At 71.2% G+C, this 15,797-nt stretch carries 17 protein-coding genes and 2 tRNA genes; 8 read left to right on the forward strand and 11 right to left on the reverse strand.

What is annotated here, in order from left to right:
• Positions 1-40 precede the first annotated feature (40 nt).
• Complete coding sequence (locus tag I4Q55_RS00250) at positions 41-394, reverse strand: STAS domain-containing protein (RefSeq protein ID WP_206783964.1); 354 nt, start codon at positions 392-394, stop codon at positions 41-43.
• 218 nt (positions 395-612) lie between these two features.
• Positions 613-921: a WhiB family transcriptional regulator gene (locus I4Q55_RS00255; protein ID WP_072475046.1), complete on the reverse strand. Its 309-nt coding sequence runs from the start codon at positions 919-921 to the stop codon at positions 613-615.
• A gap of 165 nt (positions 922-1,086) precedes the next feature.
• Between I4Q55_RS00255 and I4Q55_RS00260 the strand changes: the two genes are divergently transcribed.
• From I4Q55_RS00260 to I4Q55_RS00270, 3 genes are all read left to right on the forward strand, one after another.
• Positions 1,087-1,503: an anti-sigma factor gene (locus I4Q55_RS00260; protein WP_191312550.1), complete on the forward strand. Its 417-nt coding sequence runs from the start codon at positions 1,087-1,089 to the stop codon at positions 1,501-1,503.
• Positions 1,500-2,279: a SigB/SigF/SigG family RNA polymerase sigma factor gene (locus tag I4Q55_RS00265; protein WP_206783965.1), complete on the forward strand. Its 780-nt coding sequence runs from the start codon at positions 1,500-1,502 to the stop codon at positions 2,277-2,279. The genes I4Q55_RS00260 and I4Q55_RS00265 overlap by 4 nt, the downstream gene beginning before the upstream one ends.
• A 62-nt stretch (positions 2,280-2,341) precedes the next feature.
• Complete coding sequence (locus I4Q55_RS00270; protein ID WP_206783966.1) at positions 2,342-2,761, forward strand: ATP-binding protein; 420 nt, start codon at positions 2,342-2,344, stop codon at positions 2,759-2,761.
• Here I4Q55_RS00270 and I4Q55_RS00275 read toward each other — a convergent pair whose 3' ends face one another.
• A complete protein-coding gene (locus I4Q55_RS00275) occupies positions 2,762-3,241 on the reverse strand; it encodes a MarR family winged helix-turn-helix transcriptional regulator (protein ID WP_374194439.1) in 480 nt (159 codons plus the stop codon).
• 48 nt (positions 3,242-3,289) lie between these two features.
• Here I4Q55_RS00275 and I4Q55_RS00280 point away from each other — a divergent pair, with 48 nt between their 5' ends.
• Together I4Q55_RS00280 and I4Q55_RS00285 are read left to right on the forward strand one after the other, a co-directional pair.
• On the forward strand, positions 3,290-4,267 hold the full coding sequence (locus tag I4Q55_RS00280) for an aldo/keto reductase (protein ID WP_206783968.1): 978 nt from the start codon (positions 3,290-3,292) through the stop codon (positions 4,265-4,267).
• 18 nt (positions 4,268-4,285) lie between these two features.
• Entirely contained in the window at positions 4,286-4,924 is a 639-nt protein-coding gene (locus tag I4Q55_RS00285; protein WP_206783969.1) for a nitroreductase family protein, read from the forward strand.
• 7 nt (positions 4,925-4,931) lie between these two features.
• On the opposite strand, the gene I4Q55_RS00290 is transcribed toward I4Q55_RS00285, so the two are convergent.
• Together I4Q55_RS00290 and I4Q55_RS00295 are read right to left on the reverse strand one after the other, a co-directional pair.
• Positions 4,932-5,570: an alpha/beta fold hydrolase gene (locus I4Q55_RS00290; RefSeq protein WP_206783970.1), complete on the reverse strand. Its 639-nt coding sequence runs from the start codon at positions 5,568-5,570 to the stop codon at positions 4,932-4,934.
• A gap of 10 nt (positions 5,571-5,580) precedes the next feature.
• Positions 5,581-6,255 (reverse strand): HNH endonuclease family protein, encoded by a 675-nt coding sequence (locus I4Q55_RS00295; protein WP_206783971.1) that lies wholly within the window; start codon positions 6,253-6,255, stop codon positions 5,581-5,583.
• 178 nt (positions 6,256-6,433) lie between these two features.
• Here I4Q55_RS00295 and I4Q55_RS00300 point away from each other — a divergent pair, with 178 nt between their 5' ends.
• Positions 6,434-7,468 carry a tetratricopeptide repeat protein gene (locus I4Q55_RS00300; RefSeq protein ID WP_206783972.1) on the forward strand — a complete coding sequence of 345 codons (1,035 nt, stop codon included), beginning with the start codon at positions 6,434-6,436 and terminating at the stop codon, positions 7,466-7,468.
• A 99-nt stretch (positions 7,469-7,567) separates the two neighbouring features.
• Positions 7,568-8,035, forward strand: a complete 468-nt coding sequence (locus I4Q55_RS00305; protein ID WP_206783973.1) for a hydrogenase maturation protease — start codon at positions 7,568-7,570, stop codon at positions 8,033-8,035.
• Here the strand turns inward: I4Q55_RS00305 and I4Q55_RS00310 are convergent.
• Entirely contained in the window at positions 8,013-8,918 is a 906-nt protein-coding gene (locus I4Q55_RS00310) for a LysR family transcriptional regulator (RefSeq protein ID WP_206783974.1), read from the reverse strand. The genes I4Q55_RS00305 and I4Q55_RS00310 overlap by 23 nt on opposite strands.
• A gap of 86 nt (positions 8,919-9,004) precedes the next feature.
• On the opposite strand from I4Q55_RS00310, the gene I4Q55_RS00315 reads away from it, so the two are divergent.
• Entirely contained in the window at positions 9,005-10,306 is a 1,302-nt protein-coding gene (locus tag I4Q55_RS00315; protein WP_206783975.1) for an aspartate aminotransferase family protein, read from the forward strand.
• Between the two features lie 108 nt (positions 10,307-10,414).
• On the opposite strand, the gene I4Q55_RS00320 is transcribed toward I4Q55_RS00315, so the two are convergent.
• From I4Q55_RS00320 to I4Q55_RS00340, 5 genes are all read right to left on the reverse strand, one after another.
• A complete protein-coding gene (locus tag I4Q55_RS00320) occupies positions 10,415-11,764 on the reverse strand; it encodes a cellulose binding domain-containing protein (protein WP_206783976.1) in 1,350 nt (449 codons plus the stop codon).
• Positions 11,761-13,374 carry a glycosyl hydrolase family 18 protein gene (locus I4Q55_RS00325; protein WP_206783977.1) on the reverse strand — a complete coding sequence of 538 codons (1,614 nt, stop codon included), beginning with the start codon at positions 13,372-13,374 and terminating at the stop codon, positions 11,761-11,763. Before I4Q55_RS00325 ends, I4Q55_RS00320 begins: the two co-directional genes overlap by 4 nt.
• 421 nt (positions 13,375-13,795) lie before the next feature.
• A tRNA-Arg gene (locus I4Q55_RS00330) sits at positions 13,796-13,869 on the reverse strand.
• A 41-nt stretch (positions 13,870-13,910) separates the two neighbouring features.
• A tRNA-Ser gene (locus I4Q55_RS00335) sits at positions 13,911-14,000 on the reverse strand.
• Between the two features lie 65 nt (positions 14,001-14,065).
• Positions 14,066-15,781: a phosphatidylglycerol lysyltransferase domain-containing protein gene (locus I4Q55_RS00340; RefSeq protein ID WP_206783978.1), complete on the reverse strand. Its 1,716-nt coding sequence runs from the start codon at positions 15,779-15,781 to the stop codon at positions 14,066-14,068.
• Positions 15,782-15,797: the final 16 nt, after the last annotated feature.

A 15,797-nucleotide genomic window follows, 5' to 3' on the forward strand; every position in this document is an offset into this window, starting at 1 on the left:
TCCGCGCGGGAAAATCAGTCCGCGGAACCGTAGCGGGCGGTCAGGCTGTGGGGTCCTCCGACACGCTCAGGTGTTCGGCCACGCCGGTGAGCTCGATCACCCGGCTCACCGCGGGGCTCGGGACGACCGCGAGTTCGACGTCCTGCTCGCCGGCCTGGCGTTGTGCGCGGAGCACCACGTTCAGCGCGGAGGAATCGAAGAAGGTCACCCCGGTCAGATCGGCCACGACCCGCTGCGCGCGCTTGTCCGCGATCAGCCCCGCCAGGGCTTCTTGCAGCTGCGGGCTGGTCAGCAGATCGAGCTCGCCGGTGACCACCACCCGGGGTTCCGTCCCGTCGGTGTCCAGCGTGATGCCGAACCCGGGCGGGGTGGCGTTCTGGTCGGCTGCGGGCATGCAGTTTCTCCTCGTCAGGCGCTGCTCCTGCGCCGGGTACGCGCCTGCTGTCTCAAGCGGCAACCGTGTCACCGTGCCTTCCCAAAGCTCGCGCCGGGCACGGTCAAGGCAACTCCGGGGCCAACCCTAACCCAGGAAGCGACCGCGCCCGCCACGGCCGCCGCCCTTTCGCGTGTACTGCTCACCAGCGATCAAATCCTGCCTGCTCAGCGCGCTGTTCAGTGCGCACTCATCGCCTTCCGCGCCGCCCTGCGCTGGCGCAGGAAGAGCTGCCGCCGCTCGATCTCGCCGAGGCCGCCCCAGATGCCGTAGGGCTCCTGCACGGTCATCGCGTGCTTGCGGCACTGGGCCAGCACCGGGCAGGTCTGGCAGATGGCCTTGGCCCGCGACTCGCGCCGCTCCCGCGCCGAACCCCGCTCGTTGTCCGTGTGGAAGAAAAGGCTGCTGTCCGCACCCCGGCACGAACCGCGCAGCTGCCATTCCCACTCTTCAGCAACCACGTTGGGCAGCCGGCTCACGTCAGCCATGTCGTCCCTGCCTTTCCCCGGATCTCCCGTGTCGAGGAGCTACATGCCCGCCGGTGGAGCGGATCAAACCCGGGTTTGGTTTGCTCACACCACGGGCATCTCGCTGACCGGGCGTGGCAGACACCGCCGATCCCCGGCAGCGCGAGTGCGGAGAAAGGAACAAACGTGGAGGACAACGCCCCGCTCGTCCCGGAAGGCGCGCAGGTCATCGAGGTGCGGACGGCCGCGATCCCGCACGTCGTGCCCACGCTGCGGACCATCGTGGCCGACATCGCGATGCGCCAGGACTTCGACCTCGACGCCGTCGAGGACCTCCGGATGGCGGTGGACGAAGCGTGCTCGCTGCTGCTGCCCGCGAGCGCGGACGGCCGGCTGACGTGCGTCTTCTCCTGGAGCGGGCCGCGCATCGAGGTCTCCGTGTCGGTGCTGGCCGACAGCGCCGACCACGAGGACGACGCCGGCCTGTCGTGGCAGCTGCTGACCGCCCTCGCGACGACGGCCGAGCGCACCATCACCCCGGAGAACGGCCGCTACCTGTCCCGGGTGGACCTCGTCCGGGAGAGCCAGGCGGCGGACTCGTGACCGATCCCGCCGGGAGCAGCGGGGACGACCTCGACGTCGGCGCGCTGTTCGTGCAACTCGCCGCCCAGCCGGCGGACTCGCCGGAGCGGGAACGCATCCGCGACACCCTCGTGCGCGCGCACCTGGAGCTGGCGCGGAACCTGGCCCGGAAGTTCCGCAACCGCGACGAGGCGATGGAGGACCTGATCCAGATCGCCACGGTCGGGCTGATCCACGCCGTCGACCGGTTCGACCCCGAGCAGGGCACGGACTTCCTGGCCTTCGCCGTGCCCACCATCTCCGGGGAGCTGCGGCACCACTTCCGGGACAACAGCTGGTCGGTACGGGTGCCGCGGCGGCTCAAGGAGCTGAACGCGAACATCTCCGCCGCGCGCGAGGAACTCACCGTGCAGCTCTCGCGCGCCCCGAAGCCGAGTGAGATCGCCGCGCGGCTCGGGGTGCCCGTCGAGGACGTCTACGAAGGACTCCGCGCCGGCCAAGGCCGCTATGGTGCCTCGCTGGACCACTTGCTGGAGAACGCGGCGCACACCCGCTTCGGGGCGCCGGACGCCGAGCTGGGCCAGGCCGAGCTGCGCGAGGCGCTGCGCCCGATGCTGGAGAGCCTGCCGGAGCGGGAGCGCAAGATCGTCGCGCTGCGGTTCGGCTCGGGGATGAGCCAGTCGGACATCGCCCGCCGGGTCGGGGTGTCCCAGATGCAGGTGTCGCGGCTGCTGGCCGCGACGCTGAAGAAACTGCGGTCCGGGCTGGACGAATCCGAGCTGGCCGAAGGCACCTGATTAGCCGCACACCCGCTTGGGTACTTGGCGGGCGGGACCGAACTCACTGGGAGGGGGACCGGATGACGACGTCGAGAATGCCGCAGCGTCCGGCCGCGGCCGCCGCCCCGCTGCGGGTGCTCCTCCCGGCGGACGTCACGGCTCCGGCACTGGCCCGGCACGAGGTCCGGGCGGCGCTGCTGCGGTTCGGCGTCCGGGAGGGGCAGTTCGACGACGTCCTGCTGGCGACGTCGGAGCTGGTCACCAACGCCTTCGAGCACGGCGAGCGGCCCCAGCGGCTGGAACTGGAGTTCGACTGCGGGCAGCTGACGCTGCGGGTGCACGACACCGGCCGGATGCTGCCCGAGCTGCGGGCGCCGTCCCCGGCCGAGGCGCGCAGCCGCGGGCTGGTCCTGGTCCAGGCGCTGTCGCTGGACTGGGGCTTCGAACGCTGCCCCGGCGGCAAGTACGTCTGGGCGGTCTTCCGGCTGCCGGACGCCTGATCAGCTCAGCTCCCTGGCGGCGCCGGTCTCCCCGATCCGCTGCCGGAACGGCTTGCGCTCCAGCGCCTCCATGATCGCGTCGAGCAGGGCGCGCAGCGAGTACGGCAGCTCGGCTTCCAGCGCTTCCGTCGCTTCGGTCGTCGCCGTCCACTCCGCCTCGATCAGCGGCAGCAGGCCGCGTGTCTTTTCGGTGAGCGACACGATCCGCTGCCGGGCGTCGGCACCCGGCTCCAGGGTCACGAAGCCCGCCCGGTTCATCTGCGCGACGGTCTGGCTGGCCGCCGAGTGCGTCACGCGCATCTCTTCCGCGAGGTCGCGGATGGCGAGCGGGCCGCGCGCCAGCAGCGCCCGCACCACCGGCGAGTACCGCGGCCGGTAGTCGTCGAGGCCGATGTCGGCGAGGAACCGCGCGATGTCGCCGTCGAGGACCTCGAGGACGTGCCGCATCCGGGTCCCCAGGCCCTCCGGACCCGAAGTCATGGCCATGACCGCCGATCATAGGCGCCGGCCGTGTGCTTGGATCTCGACATGGAGAACCGGAAGATCGCCCGTCTGGGTCGTGAGGTGTCCGTCGTCGGGCTCGGCTGCTGGCAGCTCGGGGCGGACTGGGGCGAGGTCGACGAGAACGACGCGCTGGCCGTGCTGCACGCGGCAGCCGACAACGGTGTCACCTTCTTCGACACCGCGGACGTCTACGGCGACGGCCGCAGCGAGCGGCTGGTCGGCCGGTTCCTCGCCGAGCGCGGGGACGTCTTCGTGGCGACCAAGATGGGCCGCCGGGTCGAGCAGGTGCCGGAGAACTACGTCGCCGCGAACTTCCGCGAGTGGAACGACCGGTCCCGCCGCAACCTCGGCGTCGACACGCTCGACCTGGTCCAGCTGCACTGCCCGCCGACCCCGGTGTACTCCTCCGACGCGGTGTTCGACGCGCTCGACGCGATGGTCGAGGAAGGCCGCATCAAGGCGTACGGCGTGAGCGTCGAGACCTGCGAAGAGGCGCTGACGGCCCTGGCGCGGCCGCACGTGGCTTCCGTCCAGATCATCCTCAACTGCCTGCGGCTCAAGCCGCTGGAGCGCGTGCTGCCCGCGGCGGCGGAGGCGGGCGCCGGGATCATCGCGCGGGTGCCGCTGGCGTCCGGCCTGCTGTCCGGCCGCTACACCGCGCAGACGACGTTCGCGGAGAACGACCACCGCAACTACAACCGCCACGGCGACGCCTTCGACGTCGGCGAGACGTTCTCCGGCGTGCCGTACGAGGTCGGCCTGGAAGCCGTCGAGCGGCTGCGCGGGCTCGTGCCGTCCGGGCAGACCCTCGCCCAGTTCGCGCTGCGCTGGATCATCGACCAGCCGGGCGTCAGCACGGTGATCCCGGGCGCCCGCAACGCGGAGCAGGCTTCGGCGAACACGGCGGCGGCGGCGCTTCCGCCGTTGTCCGCCGAGGCGCTGGCGGCCGTCCGCGAAACCTACGACGAGCTCATCCGGCCGCTGGTGCACGACCGCTGGTGAGCCCGGCATGATGGGCCGATGATGACGCCCGAAGAGCTGCTGACCACGACCAGGACCGTCCGCAAGCGCCTCGACCTCGAGCGCCCGGTGCCACTCGACCTGGTCAAGCACTGCGTGCAGGTGGCGCTCCAGGCGCCGAGCGGGTCGAACACGCAGCGGTGGCAGTGGCTGGTCGTCACCGACGCGGCCCAGCGGGCGGCGCTCGGCGAGATCTACCGCCGGGCGTGCCACGAGTACCTGGCGTCCCCGAACGCGGCGGGCAAGCTGTTCGCGGACGACCCGGCGCGGGCCGCGGTCCAGCGGCGGGTCGGCGACAGCGTCGCCTACCTGGCCGACCGGATGGGTGACGTCCCGGTCCTGGTGGTCCCCTGCCTGGAGACGGCGTCCTCGGAACTCCCGGCCGGCAACCAGGCGGGGCTGTGGGCGTCGTTGCTGCCGGCGGTGTGGAACTACATGCTGGCGGCCCGGTCGGTGACGCTGGGCACGGCGTGGACGACGCTGCACCTGAAGTACGAGCAGGAGGCGGCGGAGGTGCTGGGCCTGCCGAAGAACGTGCACCAGGCGGCGTTGATCCCGACGGCGTTCTACACGGGCGACACGTTCAAGCCGGCGGCGCGGCAGCCCCTCGAGGAGGTCCTGCACCTCGACCGCTGGTGAACCCGGGCTACAGGTAGCCGACCAGCCGGTCGGCCACCTGGGCCGGGTGGCTGAGCGGCACGCAGTGCGGCCCGTCGATCTCGTCGGGCTCGACGCCGAGGCGCTCGCGTGCCACCCGGCGCTGGAAGTCCGGGACGAAGAACCGGTCGTCGCGGGCCAGGAGGACCCGGGTGGGGACGTCCGGGTGGGCCGGCAGCGGCCACGGCTCGTCCCACTCCTTGCTGACCTGCTCGCGCCCGTGCGCCTGGCACGCCTCGGCGAGCGCCGCCGGGACGCCGTTGAAGAACTGCTCGGTCTCGGTCAGCCCCTGCGGCGACTCGAAACCCGTGTTGCCCCACCACTGCCCCGGCTGCTCCCCCGGCGCCGGGACCATCCCGGCCAGGTACACCAGCAGCCGCGCCCGGACCTTCGCCGCGACCAGCGGCGCGGTGAACCCGCCGTACGAGTGGCCGACGACGGCGACGTCCGTACGGTCGCCCAGCGCCGCCAGCACCGTCTCGGTGAACTCCGCCAGCCCGGCCGCGGAGTCCGTGATCGGCAGGTCCGGGGCGACCGCGTCGTGCCCGCGTGCCTCGAGCTCCGGGACGAGCAGGTGGAAGTCCCAGCCGCTGCCGCCGCCCCCGTGGATCAGCGCGAAAGTCGTCACGCGGGCCAGCTCAGCAGCGGCGCAACATGTCCGTCAAGGCGGTTTTCTCGGCCTGCGTGATCGTCAGCCCGTAGTAGTGCTTCACGACGATCCAGTCCGTCGCGTAGGTGCACCAGAAGGACACCAGCGGCGGCTTCCACTGGTCGGGCGCCTTGTCGCTCTTCTGCTGGTTGACGTTGTCGGTGACGGCGAACAGCTGCGGCCGGGTGAGGTCGTTGGCGAACTGCTCGCGCTTCTCGGTCGTCCACGACTTCGCGCCGCTCGCCCACGCCTGGCCGAGCGGGACCATGTGGTCGATGTCGAGGTCGGTCGCCTTGGTCCACGTCTCGCCGTCGTAGACGCTGGTCCACGTCCCGGACGTGGCCTTGCAGTCCTTGTCGGTCTTGACGTCCTTGCCGTCGCGCTTGAGGACGACTTCGCGGGTGTCGCAACCGGACCCCTGGCTGTCCCAGTGCGGGAACTTCTCGCGCGAGTAGCCGTCCATGGACGTCCGGTCGGCGATGGTCAGCTCGCCGAGCTGCTTCTGCGCGTCGGCCGCGCCGACCGGGACCGGCGCACCCGAGGTGGGCGGGGCCGCGCCCGCGCCTCTGCTCGTCGCCCAGTACCCGAAGAGGGCGACCGCGAGGATCGCGACTACCAGCAGGATTCGCTGCGTCACGCTCAGCCGAAAGCTTCGGGCCGCCACGATTTTCTCCTCTCACCCGCGCCGTCGCGCGGCGTAGTCTCACCTCTGCCGACGCGGGACAACCGCGCCGACACGACGACCTGGCGCGAATGTGACGTCGCCCACCCACGGCGGAGCTGTCACACGGAGCCGATCTTCTGCGACTACCGGAGCAGGACCCATCCGGAGGGAGCAGCCGATGCCCGGCCGGCTCAAGAAAGTCGACGAGTTCTTCCAGCGCAAAGCCGCCGAGGGCGGCAACGTCGTCGCCATGGCCCGGATGGGTTCGGCGATGCGCGAACGCGGCGAGCCGGCCGAGGCCGAGTCGTGGTACCGCAAGGCCGCGCTGGGCGGCGACCGCGTTTCGATGACGGCGCTGGCCCACCTCCTCGCCGAACGCGGCGCGCACGAGGAGGCCGAGCGCTGGTACCACGAGGCGGCACTGGCCGGCGAGCCGCACGGGATGCAGTACCTGGCCAGGTCCTGCGAGCGGCGCGGCAAGCGCGACGACGCCCGGCGCTGGTACGGCGAGGCGGCCCGCGCCGGCGACCTGCCGTCGATGGCCGCGGTGGGCCGGCTGCTGCGCGAGGACGGCAAGAGCGAAGAGGCCGAGTCGTGGCTGCGCCAAGCCGCCGAAGCGGGCTTCACCGGCGCGATGATCGACCTCGGCATCGTGCTGCGCGACCGCGGCCAGGCCGCCGAGGCGGCCCGCTGGTGGCGGTCCGCCGTGCGGGCGGGCGACCTCGCGGCCACCTGCCAGCTCGGCAGGCAGGCCGAACGGCTGGGCCGGCCGTCCGACGCGGAGTCGTGGTACCGCGAGGGCGCGGCCGGCGGCCACGGCGAGGCGATCGTCCGGCTCGGACTGCTGCTGCACCGCCGCGGCGACCTCGAAGAAGCGGAGCGCTGGTACCTCGACGCCGCCGAGCAGGGCGACCCGGCCGCGATGACCAACCTCGGCGTGCTGGCCCGCAACCGCGGCGACGAGGGCGAAGCCGCCGCCTGGTACCGCAAGGCCGCCGAGCACGGCAGCGTCCCCGCGCTCACCAACCTCGGCCACCTCGCCGAGCACCGCGAGGACCTGGCGGCGGCCGAGCAGTGGTTTCGCCGCGCCGCCGAGGTCGGCGACGTCCAGGGCATGCTCAGCCTGGCCCGCATGCTGCGGGCGCGTGGGGCGGCCCACGAGGCGGAGCTGTGGCTCGCCCGGGCGGAGGCGGAACGCGAGCACCAGTTCTGACCGCTTGCGGGGGTCCGGGTGGCGGAGCCCCCGGCCGGGGCGAAGCCCCGAATGTCACTGACTATTGTGTGAGCCAATTCACAGTTCTAGCCTGGACGGATGAGGCCACGAGTCCTGGTCGCGGGCATCGGCAACATCTTCCTGAGCGATGACGGCTTCGGCGTCGAAGTGATCCGGGAGCTCGACCGGGCCGGCCTGCCACCGTGGGTGCAGATAGCGGACTACGACATCGCGACGGTCCACCTCGCGTACGACCTGATGGGTGGCTACGACACGACGATCCTCCTGGACGCCACCCCGCACGGCGTCACACCGGGCACGTTGTCCCTGACGTCGGCGGCGGACACCCACGACCTCCACGGCGACGCGGTCATCCGCCTCCTCCGCCTCCTGGGCGGCGACGCGGGCCGGGTGCTGGTCCTGACCTGCGAACCGGCGCGTGTGGACGGCGGCATCGGGCTGTCCGCGGCGGTCCGAGCCGCCGTCCCGGCCGCGGCGCGCGTGGTCACCGAGCTGGCGTGGGGCGCGAGCCCGGAGCTGCCGGTCAAGGAGAAGACCGAAGTGTGACCCACTCCGGCAGGTCCGGCGGCTGCCGCAGGGCGTCGAGGACGACGTTCACCCCGGCGCGCAACGGCGTTCCCCGCCGGACCACCGCCGCGATCGTGCGGGTCACCGGGGTCGCCAGTTCGCGGGTTGCCACGCGGTAGCGGCGGTCCACCGCCAGGCCCGGCAGCAGGGCGATCGACAAGCCGGCCTCGACGTGCTGCAGCGTCATCAGGTAGTTGCTGAAGCGGCACACCACCCGCGGCTCGAAGCCCGACTCGCGGCACAGGCGCAGCGTCAGGTTCGCCATGTACGACTGCGGCATGTCCAGCGCCCACGGCGCGTCCGCGTAGGCCGACAGCACCGCCGGGCCGCGGGGTGCCTCCGGCGGCGTCACCAGCACGATCGGGTCCGTCGCGAGCGGGACGATGTCGAGGTCGGGGCCCAGCGGGAGCTCGACGAAGTCGGTCGTGGTGATGATGACGTCGGCGTCGCCGCCGCGCAGGGCCGGGATGCTCTCGTGCGGCTCCAGCTCCAGCAGCTGCACCTCCAGGTGCGGGTGCGCCAGCCGCGTCACCGCCGGGACGGCCAGGGTGTGGATCGCGCTCTGGAACGCGCCGAGCCGGACCAGGCCGACCGGCTCCTCGCCGAGGCTGCGCAGCTCCGCCTCGACCGTGTCCATGTGGTCGAGGATCACCCGCGCGCGGCGGGCCAGCATCAGGCCCGCCGGGGTGAGCCGGACCCGGCGGCCGGTGCGTTCCAGCAGCTGGGTGCGGGTTTCCGCTTCGAGCACGGCGAGCTGCTGCGACACGCTGGACGCGCTCAGGTTGGCGTCCTGCGCCACCGCGCGGACCGTGCCCAGGGTGTCGAGCCTGCTCAGCAACCGCAGGCGCCACGGGTTCAGCATGCCGCCATTGTTGTTCGGCAAAACCGAACAAGGAAGCCGGAATCGTGAGATGGACGTGTCGCTCGCCGCGGACCTACCGTCGAGGCATGGCTGACACCTTCTGGGCTGACGTCGACCGGCACCTCGTGCGTTACGGCGGCGCCTTCACCCGCGAGATCATCGACCACGCCGAAGGCAGTTTCGTCTTCACCGAGGACGGCCGCCGGATCCTCGACTTCACGTCCGGTCAGATGAGCGCGATCCTCGGGCACGCGCACCCGGAGATCGCCGAGACCGTCCGGCGGCAGGTGGGCAAGCTCGACCACCTGTTCAGCGGCATGCTCAGCCGCCCGGTCGTCGACCTCGCGCGGCGGCTGGCCGAGACGCTGCCGGCACCGCTGGAGAAGGCGCTGCTGCTGACGACCGGCGCCGAGTCGAACGAGGCCGCCGTCCGGATGGCGAAGCTCGTCACCGGCAAGCACGAGATCGTCTCGTTCGCACGCTCGTGGCACGGCATGACGCAGGCGGCGGCGAGCGCGACGTACAGCGCGGGCCGCCGCGGCTACGGCCCGGCCGCGCCCGGCAACTTCGCCATCCCGGCGCCCAACGCGTACCGGCCCGACTTCACCAACACCGACGGTTCGTTGGATTGGCGTCGTCAGCTGGACTTCGGGTTCGAGATGATCGACGCGCAGTCGGTCGGCAGCCTGGCCGCGTGCCTGGTCGAGCCGATCTTGAGTTCCGGCGGCATCATCGAGCCGCCGCCCGGCTACTTCGCCGCGCTAGCCGGGAAGTGCCGCGAACGCGGGATGCTGCTGATCCTCGACGAAGCCCAGACGGGGTTGTGCCGCACCGGGAACTGGTACGCGTTCGAGCGCGACGGCGTCGTCCCCGACATCCTGACGCTGTCGAAGACGCTCGGTGCCGGGCTGCCGCTGGCCGCGGTGCTGACGAGCGCGGCCATCGAGCAGGAGGCGCACGACCGCGGGTTCCTGTTCTTCACGACGCACGTGTCGGACCCGCTCCCGGCCGCGGTCGGCAATACGGTGCTGGACGTGCTGACCCGCGACCGCCTCGACGCACGAGCGCTCGAGCTGGGCGCGGTGCTGCGCCGGGGTCTGGAGGAAATCGCTTCCCGCCACGACGTCGTCGGCGACATCCGCGGCCGCGGGCTGCTCGCGGGTGTCGAACTGGTGGTGGACCGGGAGACCAAGCGGAGTTCGGACGAGCTCGGCGCGCGGGTCACCCAGCGCTGCCTGGAACTGGGGCTGCACATGAACATCGTGCAGCTGCCCGGGATGGGCGGGGTGTTCCGGATCGCGCCGCCGCTGACGGCGTCCGAAGAGGAGATCTCGCTCGGTGTGTCCATTTTGGACCAGGCGATCGGTGACGCCGTCAAGATGCTGTGAAACGGCCTCCTCGCCGGCCCGTCAATCCAACACCGCGGCGCGAAGCGCCTCCGTTGAGGGCGGTGGTGGGGGCATGGATGGACGGCGAGGAGGCCGTTCAGGACAGCGTCAGAAGCCCGCTGTCACCTTGGTGAAGTCCCAGTCGTTCTGGGCGATGCCGCTGCACGCCGACTGGACGCCGCCGCCGGGACAGCCCCGGTCGCGGTTGACCGACCAGAACGCCAGGCGGGCGATCTTGTTCGACTTGGCCCAGTTCGTGATCTGGGTCCACGTCGACAGGTCGGTCAGCTCCTGCTGGTCGGACAGGCCGTTCATGCCCGAGATCCCGAGGTGGGCGTACGCCGCGGCGTCGTTCCACCCGAACGTCGACTTCAGCTTGTCGCGCAGGCCGTTCGCCGCGCTCACCGTGCTGTTGTACATGTTCGCGCCGCCGCCGAAGTCGAACGGCATGATCGTGAACACGTCCACGTTCGCGCCCAGGGCCTTCGACTGGTCGATGAGCCGGTTGCCGTAGTAGTTCGGGCCGGTCGTCGACGTGCCGAAGGTCAGGATCGTCTGGATCCCCGGGTTGTTCTGCTTGACGATCTTCAGCGCGTTCAGGATGCGGTCCTGCACGGCCTCGTTCTCGAACTCGTCGGAGTTCTCGATGTCGATGTCGATCGCCTTCAGCCCGTAGGCGTTGATCACCTGCTGATAGGCGCCGGCCAGCGCGGCGGGCGTCGAGCAGTTCGGGCCCAGCTTGTTGCCGCTCCAGCCGCCGAACGACGGCACGATCTGGCCACCCGCCGCCTTGATCTGCGCGATCGCGTTCGCGTCCGCGCTGCCGGTGAGCGGACGGCTGCTGTCCCACGCCGGGTTGCAGCCACCGGAGGCGTTGATGAACGCCATGGTGAACCACTTGATCCCGGTCGCGTTCATCACCGTCTGCGGGTTCGGCGGGCTGCCCCAGCCCATGTAGAGGTACGGCGCGCCACGGCCACCTGGCGGGGGCGGCGTGGTCGTCGTCGGCGGGGTCGTCGTCGTAGGAGGCGTCGTGGTCGTGGGGGGTGTGCCCCCGGCGTCGCAGGAACCCCCGTTCAGCTTGCAGTTCGACGGCGCGACGTACGAGCCGGAGTACGTCACGTTGAACCCGAAACTGGCGCTACCGCCGTTGCCGACGTTGCCGTTCCAGGTGTTCTTCACCGTGACGTGCTGGCCGGACGCGGTGTAGCTGCCGTCCCACAGCGACGAGATCTTCGCACCGGACGGCAGGTCGAACTCGACCGTCCAGCTCGCGAGCGTCGAGCCCGAACCGTTGCTGATCGTGTACTTGCCCTCGTACCCGGTGCCCCAGTCGGACCCCTTGGCGAAGGTCGCCGAGACGCCGCCCGCCGCGTTCGCGGGCGCGATCACGAGCATCGCGCCGATCGTGGCGGCCGCGGCCACCAGCCCGAGCGCGGGCCTCCACCGGCGCCTCATGACAGGCCGTTCTTCATCGCGGTGATGAGCTCGCCGCCGGTGGTGTCGCCGGTCAGCTCCCAGAAGAAGGCGCCGCCGAGCCCCTGCTGCTTGGCGTAGGACATCTTCCCGCCGATGGTCGCCGGGGTGTCGTAGCTCCACCAGTTGCTGCCGCACTTGGCGTACGCGGTGCCGGCGATGGTGCCGGTCGCCGGGCAGGTGTTCTTGAGGACCTTGTAGTCCTCGATGCCCGCCTCGTAGGTGCCCGGCGCGGCGCCGGTCGCGGTGCCACCGGGCGTGCTCTGCGTGACGCCGGTCCAGCCGCGGCCGTAGAAGCCGATGCCCAGCAGCAGCTTGCTCGCCGGGACACCCTTGCTCTTGAGCTTCTGGATGGCCGCGTCGGAGTAGAAGCCGGCGGTCGGGATGCCGGAGTACGACGTCAGCGGCGAGTGCGGAGCCGTCGGGCCCTGCGCCGCCCAGGCGCCGAAGTAGTCGTAGGTCATGACGTTGAACCAGTCGACGTACGGCGCGGCACCGGCGTAGTCGGCGACGTCGAGCTTGCCGCCGTTGCTGCCGTCGGCGGAGATGGCCGAGGTGACCAGGAAGGACGAACCGAACTTGGCCCGCAGCGCGGACATCAGGTTCTTGTAGGCCGCGGCACCGCTGGTGTCACAGGAAAGGCCGCACGCGTTGGGGTACTCCCAGTCGATGTCGATGCCGTCCCAGACGTCCGCCCAGCGCGGGTCCTTGAGCAGGTTGTAGCAGGACTGCGCGAACGCGGCCGCGTTCTGCGCGGCCTGGCCGAAGCCGCCCGAGTAGGTCCAGCCGCCGAACGACCAGATCACCTTGAGGCCCGGGTGCATCTTCTTCAGCTTGCGCAGCTGGTTGAAGTTGCCGGCGACGGGCTGGTCCCAGGTGTCGGCGACGCCGTCGACGCTGCTCGCGGCGTCGTAGGTCTTCTGGTAGTCGGCGTACGGGTCGTCGTTCGCCGTGCACTGGCCGTTCTTGACGTTGCCGAACGCGTAGTTGATGTGCGTCAGCTTGCTGGCCGAGCCCGACGTCTCGATGTTCTTGACGTGGTAGTTGCGGCCGTAGACGCCCCACTGCACGAAGTAGCCGACGTTCTTCATGCCGCCCGGCTGCGGCGGCGTGGTGGTCGTCGGCGGGGTCGTGGGGGTCGTCGGGGTGGTGGTCGGCGTCGTCGGCGTGGTGGTCGGGGTGCTGCCGCCGGGGTCGCAGGAGCCGCCGTTCAGCTTGCAGTTCGCCGGGGCCGAGTAGGTGCCGGAGTAGCTGACGTTGAAGCCGAAGCTCGCGGTCGAACCGTTGCCGACGTTGCCGTTCCAGGAGTTCTTGACGGTGACGTGCTGGCCGGACGCCGTGTAGCTGCCGTCCCACAGCGACGAGATCTTCGCGCCGGCCGGCAGGTCGAACTCGACGGTCCACGACGGCAGCGTCGAGCCCGAGCCGTTGCTGATCGTGTACTTGCCCTCGTACCCGGTGCCCCAGTCGGACCCCTTGCTGAAGGCGGCGCCGACACCACCGGCGGCGTTGGCCGGCACGGTGACGAGACCGACCGCGATCGCGCCGACGGCGGTGAAGAGACCGAGGAGGTGCCATCTCTTTCTGGACATCGCTCTCCCTTGAGCCAGGTTCAGGACGGCGGAAACCGGCACCGCCGGCGGGGACCAGGGCGGTGTTTTGCGCCGCTTGCGCAAACGGTACGTGGTCCAGACCAATAGGGGAAGCGTCACCACGGAGCGTGGCCAGTGGTCAAGTACCAGTCCTCGGTACGGCCACCGTACTGGTCCAGACCGGTTACGCAGCGCACCCGAAGAGCGGCGGCCGGTGGGCACCGGCCGCCGCTCCCGCTCGCTTCGGCCGCCGGCAGGTGCCCGTCCGGGAAGTAGGCAGCGTGCGGCACACGATCCTCGCCGACGCGCTCACGTACGCGCCGCCGCCAGGAGCCGAGGGACAACCTGCCCCCGGACGCAAGCAAGGCCTCGTTTCCCGGGGGAAACGAGGCCCTGCTTGTACTGCTGTCTCAACCAGACGTGCGCCCGAAGGGATTCGAACCCCTGACCTTCTGATCCGTAGTCAGATGCTCTATCCAGCTGAGCTACGGGCGCGTGTTCAGTTGTAACCTAGCACCCGGCGAACCGGGTACCAGCGGAGGCTCCGGGATTTGAACCCGGGAGGGGGGGTTACCCCCAACCGCATTAGCAGTGCGGCGCCATAGACCAGACTAGGCGAAGCCTCCTGGGCCCAACGACCACTGCTCAGATAGGTTACACACCCCTCGATCACCCCCGAACGGGGCCCCCCTTATGCCCGCTGCAGCAGCCTGAGCAGGCGCGGAGAGCGGCCGCCGAGTCCTTCGGCCTCGAACGTCGCGATGCCGACGCGCGGGAGTTCGCGCACTCCCGGATACACCAGGTACCGGGGCACCCAGCGCGGCTGGAACTTCGCGTTGAACCGGTACAGCGTCTCGATCTGGATCCAGCGCGAGAAGAAGTGCAGCGCCTTCGCCGACATCCGCGCGACCGGGCCCGCGCCTATCCGCTGCCCCTGCTCCATCAGGGCGCGGAACGCCGCGAAGTTCAGGGACACCTGCTCGACGCCGTGGCGGCGGGCCGCCAGCAGGAGCTCCGAGATCATCAGCTCGTTGACGCCGTTGTCGGCCGCGCGGTCGCGGCGCATGACGTCCAGTGACAGGCCCTTCGTGCCCCACGGCACGAACTGGAGCACCCCGCGGACGCGGCCGCCCTGCTCGGCCGTCACCAGTACCGATCCCGGGTCGCCCAGGCGGCCCAGTGCCATCGAGAAGCCGCGCTCGGTGTCCGTGCCGCGCCAGGTGGCCGCCAGGACCGCCAGCTCGGCCAGCTCGCCGGGGCGCAGGTCCTCGGCCCGGCGCACCAGCACCTTGTAGCCCGCGCGCTTCGTGCGGGCCGCCGCCTGGCGGACGCCGCGCATGATCCGGCCTTCCAGCGTGAAGCCGGCCGCGTCGACGACGGCTTCGTCGCCGATCTCCAGGACCTCCAGGCCGAACCGGGCCCAGACCGTCGCGCCGAGCTCCGAGACGCCCATCGCCGCCGGGACCCAGCCGCCGCGGCGGCAGACCTCCAGGTACTCCTCGATCGCGCCCGGCCAGGCCTCGTGGTCGCCCAGCGGGTCGGCCGAACAGAGCGCGACGCCGGCGATCACGCGGTAGGTCACCGCGGCCTTGCCGGTCTTCGAGAACACCGCGAACTTGTCCCGCCGCAGCGCGAAGTACCCCAGCGAGTCGCGCTCGCCGTGCTCGTCGAGCAGCCGGCGCAGGCGTGCGACCTCCTCGTCGGTCAGCCGGGGCGCCGGCTCGGCCGAGCGCAGCAGGAAGTACGCCGACACCAGCACCGCGGCCAGGCCGAACAGCAGGCCGACGGCGGCAACCAGGTCCTCCAGCCACATCTGGTGGAACACCGCGGGCCCGCTGACCCCGGCCAGCGCGAACGCGGACTCCGTGAGCCGGTCGCCGAAGCCCATCGGCTCCAGGGCCGCCCGCGGGGCCACCGACAGCAGGATGACGTTGATCACGAAACCGGCCAGCGCCAGCTGGACGAACACGCGCACCGCCCGCCAGTGCCCGACCACCGGGTCCGGCTTCGCCACGAAGTAGCGCCGGTTGGCGATCAGGCCCACCAGCAGCAGGACCGACACCAGGCCCGCGGCGAAGACGTGCTTGAGCCCGAGGTGCGACACCGTGAGCAGCACCGTCGCGCCGACCGCCAGCTGCCAGGCCCGGCGCTTGCGGCGGCGCAGCCCCGCGGCCAGCAGCACCAGCAGCACACCCATGACCAGCGCCACGGTCGCCGCGGCGACCGTGGCCTCCTGCGGCAGCTCCAGCCATTCGGCCAGGTGCCCGCGCAGGCTGCGCCGGCCCGCCGGGATCAGGATCGACCCCAGCGTCAGCAGCCCGGCGAGGCGGGTCACCCAGGTGATCACCCCCACGGTGGTGGCACCGGCCACCTTCCAGGTGATCTGCGCGCGAGTCCCCGTCACCACCCGTTCAACCCGCCGT

It is taken from the genome of Amycolatopsis sp. MtRt-6 (assembly GCF_017308975.1).
Taxonomy (GTDB): domain Bacteria; phylum Actinomycetota; class Actinomycetes; order Mycobacteriales; family Pseudonocardiaceae; genus Amycolatopsis.

Excerpts from the sequence above, each read along its gene's own strand:
- I4Q55_RS00250 (WP_206783964.1), bottom strand. The coding sequence starts at position 394 with ATGCCCGCAGCCGACCAGAACGCCACCCCGCCCGGGTTCGGCATCACG.
- I4Q55_RS00255 (WP_072475046.1), bottom strand. The coding sequence starts at position 921 with ATGGCTGACGTGAGCCGGCTGCCCAACGTGGTTGCTGAAGAGTGGGAA.
- I4Q55_RS00270 (WP_206783966.1), top strand. The coding sequence starts at position 2,342 with ATGACGACGTCGAGAATGCCGCAGCGTCCGGCCGCGGCCGCCGCCCCG.
- I4Q55_RS00275 (WP_374194439.1), bottom strand. The coding sequence starts at position 3,241 with ATGACTTCGGGTCCGGAGGGCCTGGGGACCCGGATGCGGCACGTCCTC.
- I4Q55_RS00280 (WP_206783968.1), top strand. The coding sequence starts at position 3,290 with ATGGAGAACCGGAAGATCGCCCGTCTGGGTCGTGAGGTGTCCGTCGTC.
- I4Q55_RS00285 (WP_206783969.1), top strand. The coding sequence starts at position 4,286 with ATGATGACGCCCGAAGAGCTGCTGACCACGACCAGGACCGTCCGCAAG.
- I4Q55_RS00300 (WP_206783972.1), top strand. The coding sequence starts at position 6,434 with ATGCCCGGCCGGCTCAAGAAAGTCGACGAGTTCTTCCAGCGCAAAGCC.
- I4Q55_RS00305 (WP_206783973.1), top strand. The coding sequence starts at position 7,568 with ATGAGGCCACGAGTCCTGGTCGCGGGCATCGGCAACATCTTCCTGAGC.
- I4Q55_RS00310 (WP_206783974.1), bottom strand. The coding sequence starts at position 8,918 with ATGCTGAACCCGTGGCGCCTGCGGTTGCTGAGCAGGCTCGACACCCTG.
- I4Q55_RS00315 (WP_206783975.1), top strand. The coding sequence starts at position 9,005 with ATGGCTGACACCTTCTGGGCTGACGTCGACCGGCACCTCGTGCGTTAC.
- I4Q55_RS00320 (WP_206783976.1), bottom strand. The coding sequence starts at position 11,764 with ATGAGGCGCCGGTGGAGGCCCGCGCTCGGGCTGGTGGCCGCGGCCGCC.
- I4Q55_RS00325 (WP_206783977.1), bottom strand. The coding sequence starts at position 13,374 with ATGTCCAGAAAGAGATGGCACCTCCTCGGTCTCTTCACCGCCGTCGGC.